This window comes from Comamonas sp. Z3 (assembly GCF_008121565.1).
Lineage (GTDB): Bacteria > Pseudomonadota > Gammaproteobacteria > Burkholderiales > Burkholderiaceae_C > Comamonas > Comamonas brasiliensis.
Map to the genome: position 1 here is coordinate 70,185 of NZ_VOQU01000001.1, position 17,036 is coordinate 87,220.

The following is a 17,036-nucleotide window of genomic DNA, read 5'->3' on the forward strand; positions in this document are numbered from 1 at the left end:
GGCAATGACGCCGGGATGGTGGCACTACTCAAGGCACAGGGCTTTGGAGTTGGAAGAGGAATCCGTGACACATGGTCACGGGCTGTGGCTGGGAATGCGGGAAGCGGTGCGAGCCGAGCTCAAGCGCCTGCGGTTCAAGCCGCTGGCAAGCGATCTGGAGCCGGTGGAGCCAAGTACGGCAACAAGAAGACCGTCACCCCCGATGGTGTGAAGTTCGACAGCCGAGCCGAGGCGCGCCGCTGGGGGCATCTGTGCATGCAGCTGCGCGCAGGGGAAATCACCGAACTGCGCCGCCAGGTGGCCTATGAGCTGGTGCCCGCCGTGAAGTTTGCTGATGCGAGCCGCGTCAAGCCCGCCATCCGCTACGTGGCCGATTTTGTCTATGTGGAAAAGGGCGTGGAGGTGATCGAGGACGTGAAGGGCGTGCTGACCGCCGAATTCAAGCTCAAGCGCCACCTGATGAAGGCTCTGCTGGGCCTGGAAGTGAGGCTTGTCAAATGATCCAGCCTTTGAATCCCGCCTTCTTTGGCAAGGTCGTGCCGCTGGCCGGCGAACGCAAGCCCCCCAGCACATCGCGCGTCACGCGACTGGTGTGGCCGGAATATGAGCGCCTACCGGACGGGCGCTACCTCATTGAGCGCTGGATGGAGAACCGCTGCTGCAACCGGGTGCAGGTGGGCGCTCGCACTGTCTACGTGTTTAACGACTACGGTTTTCTGGTCCCTGTAGAGGACTGGGGGCGCGCATGGTACTGATCGTCCGCAAGAAGCGGACCGTGGTCCGCACGCACTTCAACCGCCGAGCCGCCGCTGCAGCGCGAAAGCAAAACAGCGTGCTGGTGGAGCTGTATTCGTTCTTGAATGCCGCAGTGTCAGGGATTCAGGTCGCCCTCCGGTGTTGCTCGCTGGAAAGGGCCCGCTGCATATTGCAGGACCGCTTTGTAGGTCGCTACGGTGTGTATCAAGTGCGCTATGAGCGCTTCGACTGGGAAAAGACCTTCGGCGTTTGCATTGCCGCTCCGGATGGACGACGGCTGGCTGCATTTCTGGATGTCCGCACCCTGGAGGTGCTGCCATGCTGATGCGCCGCAGCCCCCTCAAGCCCGGCAAGGGCTTCCAATCTCGCAGCGGCCGGGCTGGCGCTGGGCTCCGTGATGAGCAGGACGAAGGCCACCACTGCGAGCCGGGCCAGGCTGAAAGCCGTGAGCAGCGCCTTGCCGAGCGCGCCGCCCGTCAGATCGAGAGCGCCCTTGCAACGGCCAGCATGGTGCCCGGGAACGTCACCATGGCCCCCGGGGCTGGCACTACTGGCATAGCTGTGCTGAAAGAGCACGCCATCGAAAGCGAGCCTTACCGCCGCCTAGTGGCAGAGCTGCCTTGCTTTTGGTGCGGCATCAGCGGCTATAGCCAGCATGCCCACCTCAACTACGGCAAGGGCCTGGGCCTCAAGACAGACGACCGCACGGGATTCCCCCTCTGCTGCAGCCGTCCTGGCATCGAGGGCTGCCATGTGGCCTATGACAACTACCGGCTGCTCGAGAGCGGAGGGCGAGAGGCCCATCGCGAGTACGGCATTGAAGCCGGCCGCTTTACCCGCGAACAAATCCTGAAGGCTGGGCTCTGGCCCAAGAAGCTGCCGCTCTGGCAGGGATCCCCAAGAAATACAAACTGATGGCCAGCTCTCCCCATATTTATAAGCGCTTCATTCTCCCGTCCGGAAAGGTTGTGGAGGTCCGCCGCATCGAGCAGGGTGCCAACCCCGAGGCGGTTGTCCGCGAAGTGAACGAGAACGATCAATTGGCGCCGCGTGAGGACACACTAACGCTGCGCTTTCTCCTGACCCATTGCCAAAAGGCCCTTTGATGAACCAACCCCAATCCGATACCCGATGGCCAGACGGCACCCCTCGCAGCCAGGGCAATGCATTTGATGTGCTGTATCGCTCGCGCCATGCTCCGGAGAGTCCGGAGCCGGACTCCCGCCGCAAGGCCGGCGCCAAGCATGGCAGAGCGCTGCCGTTCAGCTTGCCAGGAACTCGTGCCCGCACACGTTGAACTCCGTTGCAACAGAAAGATAAACGACATGGATCATTTTGGAATCGGCGCAGCAGTCTTGGGCTCAATCAGGATTTACATGCAGTCGGCACGCAGCACTGGCCGCACTACCTCTTTGGTGGAGAGCGTCAAGGATGGGGACCGCATCTGTTTCGCCTGCAACAAGGAGGCTCGACGGGTGGAGCGGCTTCTGCGCGAGCAGGGCGTGCAGGTTGCGTGCATCGTTGTTGATCCGAAAAGCCCGCAGGACATCTTTGGGAGCGGTACTTCTCAAGGGCGCACGATCTTCGACCATGGCTGGGTGGAGCAGTATTACTTGGCAGCTATTGAGAAGGCGAGTTTCAACATTGACGAGCTCCAGAAGAACGCGTCTGGATATGGCGAGGCGCATCGGGAAACTCGTCGAAGGGCGGAAGAAATGGCCCGCTGGCGTCTGTGACCCGTGGAATACCTGAATTCCGACCCCTCTTGAATCTGGCGCGGCCTTGTCGTTTCATTGGCCGCGCCGAGGCCGTTTGTGTGCGCCTGCGGTATGGCAGGGGAACACATGGCAAGCCCAATCATTGCATTCCTGGCGGGGGCCGGTACCGGCTTTCTGAAACAGCGTGATGTAGAGGACCAGCGCAAGCGGGACGATGAAGACCAGCAGTTCAAGAGGCAACAGCGCGAGGTTTGGCAGAAGCAGCAAGCGGATGCCGATGCGCTGAATCAGTCTCTCAAGCAGGCCCAGGCCCCTGCTGAAGTCGTGGACGGTCCATTGGGCGATCAGAGCGCAGGCCCCCCGGTACCGGCGGCATTGAGCCAGGGCAGCACCGGTCAGCCAGCGGCGCCAACCTTCCGCATGGTTGCGCCAGGGGTCAACAAACCTTTCTCCACCGCTGCGGAAGCGCAGCAAGCCGTGACCGATTACGCCAAGCCCGAGGCGATGAATCAGCGCGTGGTGGCGGCATACCGTGGCGCCGGTCTGGCCGACAAGGCTCTTGAAATGGAGCGCAACGTCAAGCAAGGCCAGTTTGCTGACCTGCAGTTCAATGAGGCACAGAGGGCCGCAGTCGCTAAGGACGCCGACAGCAGGCTGCGTGCCGCGCTGGGTGGTGGAGCTCAAGGCCTGAGCTCATTTGCCAGCGAGTCCGGCTTGTTCGGCGGTGCGAAGGTGGGATTCGATACCAGCAAGGACGGCAAGGTGCAGTTCTACACGCTGGGTGCCGATGGCGCTAAATCGCTGCTGGGTCAGCCGGTGGATAACACTCAGGAGGCACTGACTGCCCTGGTGTCGCCCCATTGGAAGAGTCTCGACACATCGCATTACCTGGACATGCTGCACCGCAATGCCCAGGCTCAGCGCGCGCAGGCGAACGACGACCGCAATTACGCACTGAGTGAGCGCAGGCTGAACGCGGACATCAGCCACCGCGGGCAGCAACTGGCCATTGCCGCTGGAAGAGCTTCGGGCAAAGCAGGGGGCGCCGAGGCAGCGCCATTTGACACTTTGTCCGATTTTGACCCTAAGCAAGCACGCAAGCAGGCCATGGACATCGAAGCGGCCAAGGCGGAAGCAGAGGGGCGTGCTTTTTCGGGGGCCAATGCTCAGAAGATCTATGCAGGCCTGCGCGATGCGGCAGCTGGCGACAACGTGTCCCGCGAGCGGGCGAGGGTGTTTGGCGATGCAGCCCGAAAGGCCAAGAGCCCGGAGGATCTGCAGGCAGTGAGGGAGCGAGCCCTGCAGAGCGGCTTCACGGAGGAGGAAATGGGGCGCATCGACTCGCGTTTTGCGCCCACGCCCGCACCCAAGCAGGCCGCCCCATCCAACACCAAGCAGTCTCAGAAAAAGCCATCTACCCCTGTCTTTGCCGAGCAAGTCGGTTCCGGATTGCCGCCGGCTGCAGAAGCTGCTGGCGTGCGCTTGGACAAAGCCCGCGCGGATCTCGCCCAGCTGCGCGCAAGTCGGCCGCCTGGGCTCAAGGATGGCAACGCAGCCCGTGATGCATTCGCCCGCCAGATCAAAGCCGCCGAGGACGAACTGGATGCTGCAGACGCGGCCTTTCAGGGTGCTGCATCCCCATTTGTCGCTGCCGCGTATGGCACCCGCCGTAAGTAAGGAATCACAAGATGTCCAAGAAAAAGACCCCTACGCCTCGCGCGCTCAGCTCCTTCGACGATCTGGACGCCGCCGGCATCGGTGCAGGCTATGTGAGTCCGTTCACGCCTGGTGCTGCGCCCGCGGCCGATGAACCGCCCAAGAGTCGCGGCCTGATGGCCGTGGCTAATGACACCGTAATCGAGGCAGCCAATGCGGCCGCCGGTGGCTTGTCGTCTGCGGCCAACTTCATCAAGCCCGGCAATGCGGTATCGGGCTGGATTGACAAGAACATCATCCAGGCCGGCGAAGAGTCCCAAAGCGATGTGGTCAAGGCCTCGAAGAAGAAATTCCGCGAAGGGGTGGAAAACGCCGATGGGGTGATGGGTGAGCTGGGGGCTGTCGGTAGCTACATTGCCGAGAACCCTCTGCTGGCTGCCGCGCAGGCTGCTGGTTCCTTTGTGGGTCCAGGTGCAGCGGTCAAGGGGGCCGGCATGGCTGCCCGTGCTGCAGGCATGGCCTCCAAGGGCATCGAACGCGCTGGACGGGCTGGTGGTGTTGCTGCAGGCGCCGCCATGGCTGGCGGTGATGCCGCCGGTACCGCTTATGACCTAGCTATCAAGGCCGGGGCAACGGAGGAAGAGGCCACGGCAGCAGCACGCCAAGCCAGCGTGATTCCGGCTCTGGTGGGTGGTGCTGGCGGCGCTTTCGGTGCGGAAAAGCTGCTGGCGGGCGCCAAGGGATTCGGCGGTGGCGCTGCTGCGCGTGCAGCGAAGACCGGTCTGAGCGAGGCCGCCCAAGAAGCCGTGGAGGAAGGTGTTACCCAATACGAGGGCCAGCGCGCGGCTATTCCCTTTGATCCGAGCATTGACCCATCCAAGGGGGTGGCAGCTGCCGCCGGCATGGGCGCTGCGCTGGGCGGCATGACGGGCGCGGGCACTTCGTTGCTTACTGGTGGGCACGGAGCTGGGCAAGCGCCTGGCAACCCGTTGGATGAGGCCATTGCTGTGGGAAACAAGGGGGCGCAGTCGCAAGCGGATACACAACAAGCGCAAGGTGCTGTTAGTTCTGTGACTGATTCCCAGGTGTTGCAGCCTATTGGAGGCAGCGCAGATTGGGCCACCACGCCAGGCGTTGCAGCTAATGTGGAACCTGTTGCCTCCTCAAGTCGACAAGCACAGTTGAAGCTGCTGCAGGATCTGTCCGCGGTGGCCAAGGTTGCCCAGGGGGATGACAGGAAGGATGCCCTGGAGTTATTGGGAGCTCTGCAGCGAGGCGCTATGCCAGCCCATGTGCAGCGCTATGTCGAGGGCCAGGCGCAGGCACTGGTGAGTGCGTTTCCACCTGACGCCCTTCTTCCTGCGCCTGAGCGTGGGCAGCCTTTGGACTTCAGCGCGCAAGACATTCCGGATTTCAAGACGGAATTGGGTGCTGCACCAGATTGGTCGTATGACCCGCGCATGCTGATGGATCGCCCATTTGAAACCAGTGGTATGCATCTGGCGCGCCGAGGTAATGGGATGGATGGCATCGCGCCGCCCGTGCTTGATCACGATGCCGTGCAGCAAAAAACTGGGCTGGCCATGCCGCCCCAGCTGGATACCGGGCGCATCGAGGTTGATACGGGTCTGCCGCCCCTGTCGGTTGCAAAGCCGGAACGCCAATGGGATACCGGCGGACTGACATTGGCAGACAGGGATACTCCGCTGCCTGTACTGAAGCCTAGAGGGGCTTTGTCTCGTGCAGCCAATCTCGGTGCTGCCGCGACCCAGCAGGCAGCGCCAGCGATGCTAGCTCTCGGCACTCAAAATAATGAGCGCCCCGAGGTTTCTGCACAAGGGATTGATGCGGAAACAGGGGAGATTTCACCCGAGGAGCGCGCCGGCCAGATCCAGGAGCATTTGAACTTTCTGAGCCTGATGGGGCGCAATCAGGGCTGGACCAACGAGGCACTGGCCCAGCGTACAGCCTTGCAGCAGGAGCTGGATCTGCTCTCGCCAGCCCAGCGCATGGCGGACCTGCAGGACCAGGCCGCAGAAGCGGAGGCCCGCGCCGCCGACTGGTCTGGCCGTCAATACCGTCCCAACCCCACTGAACTGCCAGAGCACGCGGCCAAGGGCGGCCCGGTAGACATTCAGGAGGCGAACGAGCAGCGCCGGCTGAAGAACATTCAGCAGGCACAGCAAGAAGCAGCAGCAGCCCGGGCGCAGGTCGACCAGGTTGAAGGCGAAGGCAATGCACAGGCTCAGCTGGCCGCGCAGCAAGACCGCGCCGCGCGCGTGGCCCAGGCCGCCCCGGACATCCTGAACAAACAGGGCAAGCCGTTCACCGTGACGCTGCCAGCTGTGAAAGCGGCCCAGGCGGCTGGCGCTGGATGGGAGCCGGTGAAGGTGGAGGGCGGCTATGTCGTGCGCCAGGTGCAGCCCACGGACAGCCCCGCACCCGCCGCCCCCACTGAGCCCAAGGTTCCGGCACCCGCTGCGCAAGCGGCAACCGGCAAGGCAGAGGAAATCGCCCGGGAGGGCAACGCCCAGCGCCAGCAAGTGGCCCAGGCTGACCAGGACGCTGGCGCCCGATGGGATGCCATGCAGCCCGATGTGCAGCGCGCCGTGCTTGCGGCCGTGCCCAAGATGGCGAAGGTCATTCGTCAGAACCTGGAGGGCAAGGCCTGGGAAAAAATGAGCGCCGGCAACCGCGAAAAGGTGCTGAGCGCTATGAATTCAGAAGCTTTCATCGCAATGCAGAAAAGCAATGAAGCTATAAAAGAAGTAGCAAAATCATCTGCTGTGCAGTCACCTGTCGACTACGAAGCCCAGGTTGCGGAATTGCTGGATCCCAAGCATCCACGAGCCGAAGTGACCATTGCGGCTGGTGATGAAATCCCGGAATCCGTACTCCGAGCTCAGACCTCCCGCCGCAACGATCCGGGATATGTGATGAAGCCGGGCAAGGGCGGGACAGTTCTGCTCACATCCAGCACCAAGAATGCGCAACCAGCGGCCCCGAAGGTCGAGGGCAAGGATCTGGGCAACGGCTGGGCCGCATTTGCTCCGGACTCGGGCACCAAGGCCGTGCCCCGCGCCCAGATGCCGCAGATCAAGGCCGAGCACCGCGGTGCCATGGTCAATTTCATGAACGCCCGGGGTATCGCGCACCAGGAGGAAACCGTGCCCGCCTCGAGCCTGAAGCCCACGCAGGCCGAGTTTTCGCGCGAGAAGGTGAAGAAGGCTCTGGGCTACGAGGGTGGCGACCGCTCCATTCTGGTTTCCCAAGACGGCCATGTGCTGGACGGCCACCACCAATGGATGGCAGCGCGCGAGCAGGGCAAGGACGTGAAGACGATCCGCCTGGATGCACCCATCGATCAGCTGCTGGAGGCGGCCCACGAATTTCCTAGCAGCAGCACCAGTGGGGGCGCTGTCGATTCAAAGGCTGCAGGTACTGAGCGTAGCGGCGCGGCATTCACTCCATCGGTGGGCGCGGTAGTTGAAATCACGAGCGGCCTGTACAAGGGCCACCGCGGAACCGTGGAAAGCGTCTCCGACACAGGCCGGGTGGTTGTTCGTGGTGATAACGCGCTTGGCACAGGTTACTCAACAACGGCCGACGAGCTGGCTCCGGCTGCAAAGTCAACGCCGGCACGCAAGCCCCGCGCGGCACAGGATGGTGACGCGGAGAAGGCTCGAGCCGACTATTTCATCCCTGGCAACATCGTCAAGAGCTACGGCGGGCATGACCGTGTGATTGCCTACACCGCGCCAGATGCCGATGGGCAGTGGAGCGTGAAGGTACAGGCAGTGCGCAAGGAGGGCGACGCCTGGGTGAATGAGCCAAACGAGGGGGCGCGAACCCATTCCACGCCCCCGGATGCGCGTGCGTTGAAGGCTGGCCCCGTGCAGCGTGCACCCGCCAAGGAAAGTCAGGCCGCACCAAAAGCCGAGGCCGAGGCCGTGTCATTCCTTGGCCGACATAACACCATCGAGGACGGCATCAGCTCTGGCCAGCTGGCGCTGGATGACTACAAGAGCGCCTTTGCCGAGCTGGAATCCAACCAGGATGCGGTGCTTTCTGAGCTGCAGCAATTGACAAAGGACAAGCTGCTGCGCGCCGGAGGCCCGGCGTTTGCCTATCGGATGGGGAGCGAGAAGAAGGACGCCATCGTCCTGGCTGCCTATCAAAAGATGCTGGATACCTACGCGCTGGGGCGCAGCTATGGGCCAGGCATTCAATTCCTGTCTGCAGCCAATATTGCCAAGAACAAGGCCGACAAGGCCCAGGCACTGCGCGAGCTGGTGGGCAACACCACGGCCGAAGACCTGGCTGCCCGGGCTGCTGAAATCAAGGCGCTGCGCGAGGAATTCAAAGCGCAGCGGACTGCAGAGGCAGAGGCGCTGGCCAATCCCAAAACCTTGCAGGACTTCCGCGGCTTTATGAGCCATTGGGCCGATCAGGGGGAAACCAGCCAAGCGGCCTATCTGCGCCTGACACCCGAGCAGCGCCAGAAGTTTGATGCCCTAGAGGCCGAGCAGACAAAGGATCAACGCGAGGCGGAAAAGCGCCGGGCCCGGGTCACGGTGCAAAGCGCCGGTAACACCACGGCCGGCGAAATCATCGCCACCAAACACACCAAACATGGGCATGACCTATTTGTGGTGCAGCTGGCCGAGCGCGTGGAGCGCGATGCTTACGACACCCTCAACAGCAGCGCCAAGCGCCTGGGTGGCAGCTACAGCAGCTATCGCGGCAATGGCGCGGTACCGGGCTTTCAGTTCCGTACCCGTGAAGCGGCCGAGGCGTTCCAGAAGCTGGTGGCCGGGGATACAGCGCAGGCGCAGGATCTGGCCAACCAGCGCCGTGACGCCTTCGAGGATGACAAGAGCCAGACCACGGTAGAGCGCTTGCGCGCCATGGCAGAAGCCTTGGACCAAGGCGCAGACGAGCAGCTTGGGGCCGACCGCAAGACCAATACCTCCCGCCGGGCTCGCATGGCCAATGCGGCCGAGGACGCCGCACGCGGCAGCAAGGCCTATGCCGGGACCATGCGTAACCTGGCGGATGCCATCGAGGCGGGCAGGGTCCAGTTCTTGGATGGTGTTCGCACCAAGACGCAGCTGTCTCAATTGCTGCAGGCGTTGGGCTCTGCCAAGGTGCAGCAGCTGATGGCAAAGCATGGCTCTTGGGCTGCAGTCGAAGAGAACAAGCATGCGCCCATGGATGCCCAGACGGTGGACTTTGCCGAGTTCCCCCGCTTCACTATGTACCGCAGCGATCTTGCCGGCCTGGCGCGCCAGTTGCTGGAAATCGACGGCGGCAAGAAGATAGGGGCTTCCCTTGCCCGTCTTGCGGACGATGTGACTGACGCCTACACGAGCTGGGCGAAAGACAACCTGCTCAGTGTGAGCCACTTCGGCAACAAGACCAAGGGGAGCTTTGCAGACTACGCCAGCAAGGATCTGGCCGAGCGCGCCATCAGGAAAAGCGATTTGGTGGGCAAAGCTGTGGTCTTGCAGATCAAGCGCGGCCAAAACCGCGTGATTCTGTCGCCTGGTGAGGCGATGCAGCAGGGGTTGTGGCAGGGTGATGGCGACAAGCGCATTCAACTGGGCATGCCGTTTGTGGAGGATCTTGCCAAGCTGGGTAAGCGCAAAGGCTCCAAGGTGCTGGCGCTGCCTTGGCAGCTGGAGAGCACACTGGAGAAGCGTCAGCGCCTGCAGCGCATGGGCATTCAAACCCCCGCCGAATTCCGCAGCGCCCTGCGCGAGCTGCAGAACTTGCGCCAGGAGCGTGCCGAGCCTGACCGCATCAAGCAGCTCGAGCGTTCCATGGTGGGCCGCTCCAATGATGGCCTGGACTTCTTTCCAACCGGCGCTGCCGCGACAGAGGCTGCCATTGATGCGGCCGAGATTCAGCCAGGCATGGAAGTGCTGGAGCCACACGCAGGTATGGCGCATATTGCTGATGCCATTCGTGAGCAGACCGGCGTGGAGCCTGATGTGGCTGAACTGTCCAACACGCGCCGCGAGCTGCTGGAGGCCAAAGGTTACAACCTGGTGGGCTCCGACTTCCTGGAGCTGCAAGGCAAGCAGTACGACCGGATCGTGATGAATCCGCCCTTTTCCAATGGGCGCGACATTCAGCATGTGCAGCATGCCTATGGCCTGCTCAAGCCCGGTGGCCGTCTTGTCGCTATCGTGGGTGAGGGCGCATTCTTCCAGTCGAACAAGCGCGCCGAGGGCTTCCGCGAGTGGCTGGACGAGCGCGGCGCCACGAATGAAAAGCTGCCCGATGGCTCATTCATGGACCCGAGCCTGCCGGTGAACACCGGTGTTTCTGCCCGCATGGTGGTTATCGACAAGCCCGCTATCCAAGCTGCCGGCGACAGTGATACCCGTTTCCGCCGCCAGGATGCTGATGCTGATTTCGATGTGGACGGCTTCCTGCAGGCCATGAACGACGGTCAGCCCGTGGCCCAGGCCCGGGCGGAGGCTGTGAGCGCGGTACAGAAGACCGTGGATGCCATTCGCGCGGGCTGGGCCAATGGCCCCGAGGTCACGGTGGTGTATGACATGGCAGATCCTGCAATCCCAGCAGCTGCGCGCCGGGCTGACCAGGCACAGCGCAGTGGTGGCGCCGATGGTGACCCCGAGGGCTTCTACTACGGAGGAAAGGCCTATCTGCTGGCCAGCCAGCTGCACACCGACAAGGATGTGGCCCGGGTGCTGATGCACGAGGCGCTGGGCCACCATGGCCTGCGCGGTGTGTTCGGTACCGGCCTGGATAGCGTGCTCAAGCAGATCGTGTCCGTGCGCCGTGGTGACGTGCGCCGCAAGGCGGTCGAGTATGGTCTGCTGGATAAGAAGAAGCTCGGAGACGTTGCATTGGATGATGCGACGGCGGACCAGATTTGGAATGCCATGACACCCGAGCACCGTCTGCAGGCTGCCGAGGAGGTGCTGGCCGAGTGGGCCCAGAGCCGCCCCGAGATGGGTTTTGTGCGCCGTGCAGTGGCCGCGATCCGCTCCTGGCTGCGCCAGCATGTCGCAAGGTTCAAATCCAGCGAGGTCACTGACGACGAAATAATTCGGTCTTTCATTCTCCCGGCCCGCAGCTGGGTGGAGCGTGGTGCTGGCGCTGGAATGGCGGGTGACATTGCATTCAGCCGCACCAGCGCGACCAGCATGCCGGATGCCATCATCGGCAGTACCCTGGGCTCTGCCTCATCGCATCCTGACTATGCTGCCGCCAAGGCCGGTGACATCGAGGCCGCCTTTCGCCTGGCTCAAGACATTGTGACTCCCGAGCTGGTGGCTAAGGTGCGGGCTGCGATTGGGGACTCCAAGCCGGTGGTGGTGCCAGTGGCGGCCGAGGAGGCTACCGGGCGCAACAGAATCCCTGTGGCAGCGGCCGGCGTGCTGGCCCAGCGACTTGGGCTGTCCACTTCTGGCGCCATCGTGCAGGCCAATCGGGCTCACCGCACAGGCATGGATGGGCTGGATCGCATCTTTGCACCCGTGGACTTCGCCGGCGCGGTGGAAGCCAAGCCCTATTTGCTGGTGGACGACACCCTGACCCAGGGCGGCACGTTCGCGGCGCTGGCCAGCCATATTCGGGAAGGCGGCGGTACCGTGGCCGGGGTCATTGCATTGACCGGCAAGCAGTACAGTGCAAAAATTCAGCCCTCTGCTGAAATCCTGGCTTCCCTTCGACAAAAACATGGTGACCTCGAAAACGAATTCCGCGCCGCCACCGGCTACGGCTTCGACGCGCTCACCGAGTCGGAAGCCCGCTACCTCGCGCGCTACGAACCGGCTGACCGACTCCGAGATCGAATCTCTGCAGAAGGACACCGAGGCCGCGCTGGCGAAGATCAAGGAAATGCTGGCCCAGGCCCACTAGCGGACGGGCCACTCTTCAGCCGCTCGCGCCTGGCCGACATCAAGGGCAGCGCGCTTTCCCAGCTCGACAACATCCTGAGCCACCCCGGCAAAGTCTCCATGTGGGACAAGACCGTGGGGACCATGCGCCACCTGGCCGAGCGCAACCCGTTCTTCAAGCCCGTCTACGAATCCGCACAGCAGAACATCGACGATGTGAGCATGCTCGCCAACGACGCAGCCGACCAAGCGCCGCGCATCCTTCCTCGAGTCGACAGCATGGGCGACATCCTGGGCAAGAACCGCAAGCGTCCGGTATCAGCTGCCGACAACAAGGCAGTTGCTCGCCCGCTGTTTGAGGGGACGCTGCTGTGGGCTCGTGACATCAACGGGCAGGCCAGCCTGGTAGAGGATCTGGTCAAGAAGTACGCCAACCTGAGCGCACACAACAAGGCGGCCATGCTGCTGAAGGCCAACCGGATCGACGCCGGCGTGCTCGCCATGTGGCAAGGCCTGCCCGCGCAGCAGTATGAAAACATGATCAACTCCCGTTTTGAGAGCAAGATTCTCAAGGCTGGCGTTGTGTGGAGCGATAAAGAGCTGCAATCGCAATTCGGTGCGACCCCTGATCAAATCAGCCTGTACCGGGAAGCGCGCGCGGCCATTGATCGCTCCATCGACATGACGGCCCGCGCCGACATGATGCGAACCCTGGGCGATGGATATGCCGCCATGCGTGATGCCGTGCTCGAGCAGCCATCCCTGGACAGTGCGGGCCAGCTGCTGCTGGACATGCTGGAGCAGGACGCCAAGGCTGTGCCCGACAACCGCGACCGCCTGGCGATCCAGATGCAGCAGATCCGCAAGCGTCTTGAGGATGCCAAGGCTCTGCAGGAATCCGGCTATGCCCCCCTGTCTCGCTTCGGGCGCTACACGGTGGACGTGGTGGACGCCGCCGGCGAGCGCCAGTACTTCGGCATGTACGAGACGATGAGGGAGGCGAACACTGCCGCGCGCAACTTCCGCCTGACCTTCCCCGACGCCAAGGTGGAGCAGGGAACCATGAGCCAGCAGGCATACAAGCTGTTTGCTGGGGTGACTCCGGAGAGCCTGGAGCTGTTCGGCAATATGCTGGGCCTGGACTCCGAAGGCAACGAGGCCCAGGACAAGGCATTCCAGGAGTATCTGAAGCTCACCAAGAACAACCACAGCGCGCTCAAGCGGATGATTCACCGCAAGGGCACGTCAGGCTTTTCTGAGGATGTGGGCCGGGTGGTGGCGAACTTTGTCTATTCCAATGCGCGCCAGGCTGCTGCTGGCCTGAACGTGGGCACGCTGGACAAGGCGATCAACGCCATCCCCAAGGACCAAGGCGAGCTCAAGGATCTGGCGATGGGTCTGCGCAGCTACATCCAGGATCCCCAGGAGGAGGGGCAGGCCGTGCGCGGCATGCTGTTTGCCCAGTACCTGGGCGGCTCGCTGGCTTCGGCATTTGTGAACATGACCCAGCCTTTCCAGGTGACGCTGCCATGGCTGAGCCAGTACGGCGGCATGAAGAAGGCCGGGGCGCAACTGGCCCGCGCGCTCAAGGACATGGGAACCAGGGGCTTCCAGTACGAGGCCGACCTTGCCAAGGCCCTGCAGTCTGCCGAAGACGATGGCGTGGTCAGCCCCCAGGAAATCCACCAGCTGATGTCGCAGGCCCGCGGTGCGGGTGCGCTGCGCGCCGGTGATGGGACGGCTGCAGGGAATGCTCGAGCAACTGCAGCGAATGCATGGGAGCGTACCAAGGTGGCATGGGGCCAGCCCTTCGCCCTGGCCGAGCAGTTCAACCGCCGCAGCACCTTCATTGCCTCTTACCGCCTGGCGAAGGAGCAGGGCATTCAGAATCCTTCCGCATTCGCACGAAAGGCGGTGCTGGATACCCAGTTCGTCTATTCCAAGGCCGTGAAACCGCAGTGGGCACGGGGAACCATCGGGGGCACGCTGTTCACCTTCAAGACCTACAGCGTGTCCTATCTGGAGCTGATGCAGCGCATGTGGAACCAAGGGCAGGCAGGAAGCCCAGAGCGAGCAGCTGGCCGCCGCGCCGTGGGCTGGTCAATCGCCATGCTGATGCTGATGGGCGGCGCCGGCGGCCTGCCGTTCGCTGAAGACGTTGAGGACCTGATTGATGCCGGCGGGCAGTTGATGGGCTACAGCATGAGCGTCAAGCAGTGGCGCAAGCAGCTGATGCAGGACGTGCTGGGCAAGGATCTGGCGGAGTTCATTGAGCAGGGGGTGTCGGGCCTGCCCGGCGCGCCAATCGATATTTCTGGCCGCCTGGGCATGGGCAACCTCATCCCCGGTACCGGTTTGTTCCTCGAGAAGCGCGACCACAGCCGGGACTTGCTGGAGATCATCGGACCGGCTGGCGACTTGATCCAGCGCGCAGCCACTGGCGCTCGCAAGGCGCTCACAGGGGATATTGCTGGCGCTGCTCTAGAGGTATCGCCCACGGCCGTGCGCAATGCTGCCAAGGGCTACGACATGGCCGACAGCGGGGTCTACAAGGACAGCAAGGGCCGCAAGGTCATCGATGTGACGCTGGGCGAGGCCGTGGCAAAGGCTGTCGGCTTCCAGCCCAAGTCGGTTGCGGAGACGCAGGAGGCCACGGCCACCGAGCAGAACCTGATTGGGCAGAACCGGGCCATGAAGGAGCGCCTGACTGCAGACATGGCCCAGGCCGTCTATGACAAGGATGGCGAGAAGCAGGGGGAGATTCGGGAGCGTATGCGCAACTGGAACCGCCGCAACCCCGAGAGCCCCCTGACCATCGACATGCTGGCCGTGCGCCGCCGTGTGATCAAGATGCGTCAGACCAAGGCCGAGCGCGTTGCAGCAGCTGCCCCGAAGTCGATTCGCGCGAGCGTGCGTCAATCTTTGGCGGAAGCGCAAGGGCCCACAACAGCCCCTTGATCCGAGGTGTGGGCGTGAAGATAATGCGCCCACACACTCACTGCCCGGGGCGTGCGGTTCCTACCAAGGAACCTCGATGCCCATCACACACACAACGGCGCCGGCCGCATACGGACATGCCGCCACCTCTCGCACAGGAGGTGCTGCCGCATGAAGAACGAAACCATTGAGCTGATGGCGAATGCCGGCAACCGGACTACCGGCGGCGGCGCCATCGTGAGCTTTTTCGGCTGGCTGGCCTCTTCCAACGCCATCGGTATTCTGGGCCTGGTGGTGGCCATCATCGGGGCCCTGGTGAACTGGTACTACAAGCGCGAGGCTGATCGCCGCGCCGTGGCCCAGGCTGACCTGAACCGCGAGGAGCAGCTGCTGCGCATCAAGCTGATGCGTACCACAGGCATTCCCACAGCTACGCCAGCCTGCACGGATAGGGAAGTGGAGGTGGAGCTATGACGATGCCCGCCACACTCAAGCAGCGTCTGGTGCAAACCGCGCTGACCATCATGCTGCTGGGGGCTGGCGCTGCCAGCATGCTGCCGCCCGGTGAGCCCCAGCCATCCGAGGCGGTGCTGCTCGCCATGGACATTGGCGCCTACTACGAGAGCAGCGGCCGTCACATCGGCACTCCCTACGTGGACAAGGTGGGCAAGGGCATGCCCCTGACGGTCTGCAATGGGGTGACTGGCCCGCAGGTCGTGGCCGGGCGCTACTACACCAAGACCGATTGCATGCGGCTTGAGCTGCCCATGTACCTAGCGGCCGAAGCTGCAGCAAAGCGCATGTTCCGTCACTGGGGCACCTACAACGTGTGGGTGCAGGCTAGCCTCATAGACATGATCTACAACCTGGGCGAGGCGAACGTGGCCGGCAGCACGATGCGGACCCTCGCCAATGCCGGCGATCTGGATGGTGCTTGCGCTCAGATGCCCAAATGGGTGCGCGGCACGGTCAACGGCAAGAGCGCCGTGCTGGCCGGGCTGGTGGATCGGCGCGGCACGACAGCTGAGTTGTGCTCGAGCTGGGGTCGGGATGGGCACTTCATGGCCGGGGTACTGCCATGACAGTGAGGGCGATTACTCACATCGTCGCGGCTGCAATCGCTGGTGCAGGCGTCTGGTACTTCCAGGAGGCCCGTCTAGGTGCGGACCTGGCCGACGAACGCCTGCAGGCCAGCCAGTACCGCGAGCAGATCGCTGATGAACGCACGGCCGCCGGCCGGCGTCTGCTGGCCGTGGAACGCACGGTCAACGACAAATACCAAGGAGCCCTGAATGACGCCATCCAGAAGCAGGCCGGTTTGCAGGCTGCTGCTGATCGCGCTCGCCGTGAGCGTGACGGCCTGCGCCAGCAACTGTCCGATGCCGAGCAGCGACTTGCTGACGCTTCCCCCGCCGCCCTCATCGAGTACGCCCGAGCCCTCGGAAAAGTATTCGGACAGTGCAGCCAGCGATACACAGAGCTGGCAATCCGAGCTGATGGCCACGCAGCTGATGCGGCAACCTGCCGCGCAGCCTGGCCAGTGATCCCCAAAACCAAGGAGAACCCTCAATGAATTTCGGTGACGCAATCAAGGAATTGAAGCTGGGCAAGCGCCTGCAGCGCACAGGCTGGAACGGCAAAGGCCTATTTATCTATCTCGTGCCTGCTGCCAGCTACCCGGTGCAGACCGGCGCGGCCAAGGAGCATTTCGGCGCGGGCGCGATGGTTCCTTACGCGGCCTACCTGGCGCTCAAGAACGTAGACGAGACGGTGAGCACCTGGGCACCGAGCATCAACGACACCTTGGCTGAAGACTGGCAGGTAGTTGGCTGCACGCTGCCGGGGCACCAGCAGCGCGTGCTGGATGAGAAGCAAGAGCTGGACATCCGAATCACCAGGCTGGATGAGTTCATTCTGCGCAATGCCTTGTTCCGCGAGCTGGCGAACGACGAGCAGGCCCGCATGCGCCGCCAGCTCGATGTGATGCGCGAGCTGTCTGTGATTCTGGGCGAGCGCATTTCAGCTTTCTGAGCCAGAAGATCCGCCTATTCCTGCAGCCCGCGTGCGGGGATCGGCGTGGGCGGATCGACCCCCC

At 63.1% G+C, this 17,036-nt stretch carries 12 protein-coding genes; 11 read left to right on the plus strand and 1 reads right to left on the minus strand.

Annotated elements, in window-relative coordinates:
- Window positions 1-84: 84 nt before the first annotated feature.
- From FSY59_RS00385 to FSY59_RS00430, 10 genes are all read left to right on the plus strand, one after another.
- Window positions 85-501, plus strand: coding sequence for a DUF1064 domain-containing protein (locus FSY59_RS00385; protein WP_255439075.1), 417 nt, complete (start codon window positions 85-87; stop codon window positions 499-501).
- Window positions 498-755 carry a hypothetical protein gene (locus tag FSY59_RS00390; RefSeq protein ID WP_148728253.1) on the plus strand — a complete coding sequence of 86 codons (258 nt, stop codon included), beginning with the start codon at window positions 498-500 and terminating at the stop codon, window positions 753-755. The genes FSY59_RS00385 and FSY59_RS00390 overlap by 4 nt, the downstream gene beginning before the upstream one ends.
- Complete coding sequence (locus FSY59_RS00395) at window positions 746-1,081, plus strand: hypothetical protein (RefSeq protein ID WP_043009131.1); 336 nt, start codon at window positions 746-748, stop codon at window positions 1,079-1,081. Before FSY59_RS00390 ends, FSY59_RS00395 begins: the two co-directional genes overlap by 10 nt.
- A complete protein-coding gene (locus tag FSY59_RS00400) occupies window positions 1,075-1,671 on the plus strand; it encodes a hypothetical protein (protein ID WP_043009133.1) in 597 nt (198 codons plus the stop codon). The genes FSY59_RS00395 and FSY59_RS00400 overlap by 7 nt, the downstream gene beginning before the upstream one ends.
- Entirely contained in the window at window positions 1,671-1,862 is a 192-nt protein-coding gene (locus FSY59_RS00405) for a hypothetical protein (RefSeq protein ID WP_043009135.1), read from the plus strand. Before FSY59_RS00400 ends, FSY59_RS00405 begins: the two co-directional genes overlap by 1 nt.
- A 219-nt stretch (window positions 1,863-2,081) precedes the next feature.
- Window positions 2,082-2,492, plus strand: a complete 411-nt coding sequence (locus FSY59_RS00410; protein ID WP_148728254.1) for a hypothetical protein — start codon at window positions 2,082-2,084, stop codon at window positions 2,490-2,492.
- Between the two features lie 108 nt (window positions 2,493-2,600).
- Window positions 2,601-4,151: a hypothetical protein gene (locus tag FSY59_RS00415; protein WP_148728255.1), complete on the plus strand. Its 1,551-nt coding sequence runs from the start codon at window positions 2,601-2,603 to the stop codon at window positions 4,149-4,151.
- An 11-nt stretch (window positions 4,152-4,162) separates the two neighbouring features.
- A complete protein-coding gene (locus tag FSY59_RS00420) occupies window positions 4,163-14,962 on the plus strand; it encodes a PLxRFG domain-containing protein (protein WP_148728256.1) in 10,800 nt (3,599 codons plus the stop codon).
- A gap of 150 nt (window positions 14,963-15,112) precedes the next feature.
- Entirely contained in the window at window positions 15,113-15,415 is a 303-nt protein-coding gene (locus tag FSY59_RS00425) for a holin (protein ID WP_050874492.1), read from the plus strand.
- Window positions 15,416-15,417: 2 nt separating this feature from the next.
- On the plus strand, window positions 15,418-16,023 hold the full coding sequence (locus tag FSY59_RS00430) for a lysozyme (RefSeq protein ID WP_148728257.1): 606 nt from the start codon (window positions 15,418-15,420) through the stop codon (window positions 16,021-16,023).
- A gap of 74 nt (window positions 16,024-16,097) precedes the next feature.
- On the opposite strand, the gene FSY59_RS27265 is transcribed toward FSY59_RS00430, so the two are convergent.
- Window positions 16,098-16,445: a hypothetical protein gene (locus FSY59_RS27265; RefSeq protein ID WP_187427865.1), complete on the minus strand. Its 348-nt coding sequence runs from the start codon at window positions 16,443-16,445 to the stop codon at window positions 16,098-16,100.
- A 65-nt stretch (window positions 16,446-16,510) separates the two neighbouring features.
- Between FSY59_RS27265 and FSY59_RS27510 the strand changes: the two genes are divergently transcribed.
- Entirely contained in the window at window positions 16,511-16,972 is a 462-nt protein-coding gene (locus tag FSY59_RS27510) for a DUF2829 domain-containing protein (protein WP_222864287.1), read from the plus strand.
- Window positions 16,973-17,036 lie beyond the last annotated feature (64 nt).

Excerpts from the sequence above, each read along its gene's own strand:
- FSY59_RS00390 (WP_148728253.1), top strand. The coding sequence starts at position 498 with ATGATCCAGCCTTTGAATCCCGCCTTCTTTGGCAAGGTCGTGCCGCTG.
- FSY59_RS00395 (WP_043009131.1), top strand. The coding sequence starts at position 746 with ATGGTACTGATCGTCCGCAAGAAGCGGACCGTGGTCCGCACGCACTTC.
- FSY59_RS00400 (WP_043009133.1), top strand. The coding sequence starts at position 1,075 with ATGCTGATGCGCCGCAGCCCCCTCAAGCCCGGCAAGGGCTTCCAATCT.
- FSY59_RS00405 (WP_043009135.1), top strand. The coding sequence starts at position 1,671 with ATGGCCAGCTCTCCCCATATTTATAAGCGCTTCATTCTCCCGTCCGGA.
- FSY59_RS00410 (WP_148728254.1), top strand. The coding sequence starts at position 2,082 with ATGGATCATTTTGGAATCGGCGCAGCAGTCTTGGGCTCAATCAGGATT.
- FSY59_RS00415 (WP_148728255.1), top strand. The coding sequence starts at position 2,601 with ATGGCAAGCCCAATCATTGCATTCCTGGCGGGGGCCGGTACCGGCTTT.
- FSY59_RS00420 (WP_148728256.1), top strand. The coding sequence starts at position 4,163 with ATGTCCAAGAAAAAGACCCCTACGCCTCGCGCGCTCAGCTCCTTCGAC.
- FSY59_RS00425 (WP_050874492.1), top strand. The coding sequence starts at position 15,113 with ATGAAGAACGAAACCATTGAGCTGATGGCGAATGCCGGCAACCGGACT.
- FSY59_RS00430 (WP_148728257.1), top strand. The coding sequence starts at position 15,418 with ATGCCCGCCACACTCAAGCAGCGTCTGGTGCAAACCGCGCTGACCATC.
- FSY59_RS27510 (WP_222864287.1), top strand. The coding sequence starts at position 16,511 with ATGAATTTCGGTGACGCAATCAAGGAATTGAAGCTGGGCAAGCGCCTG.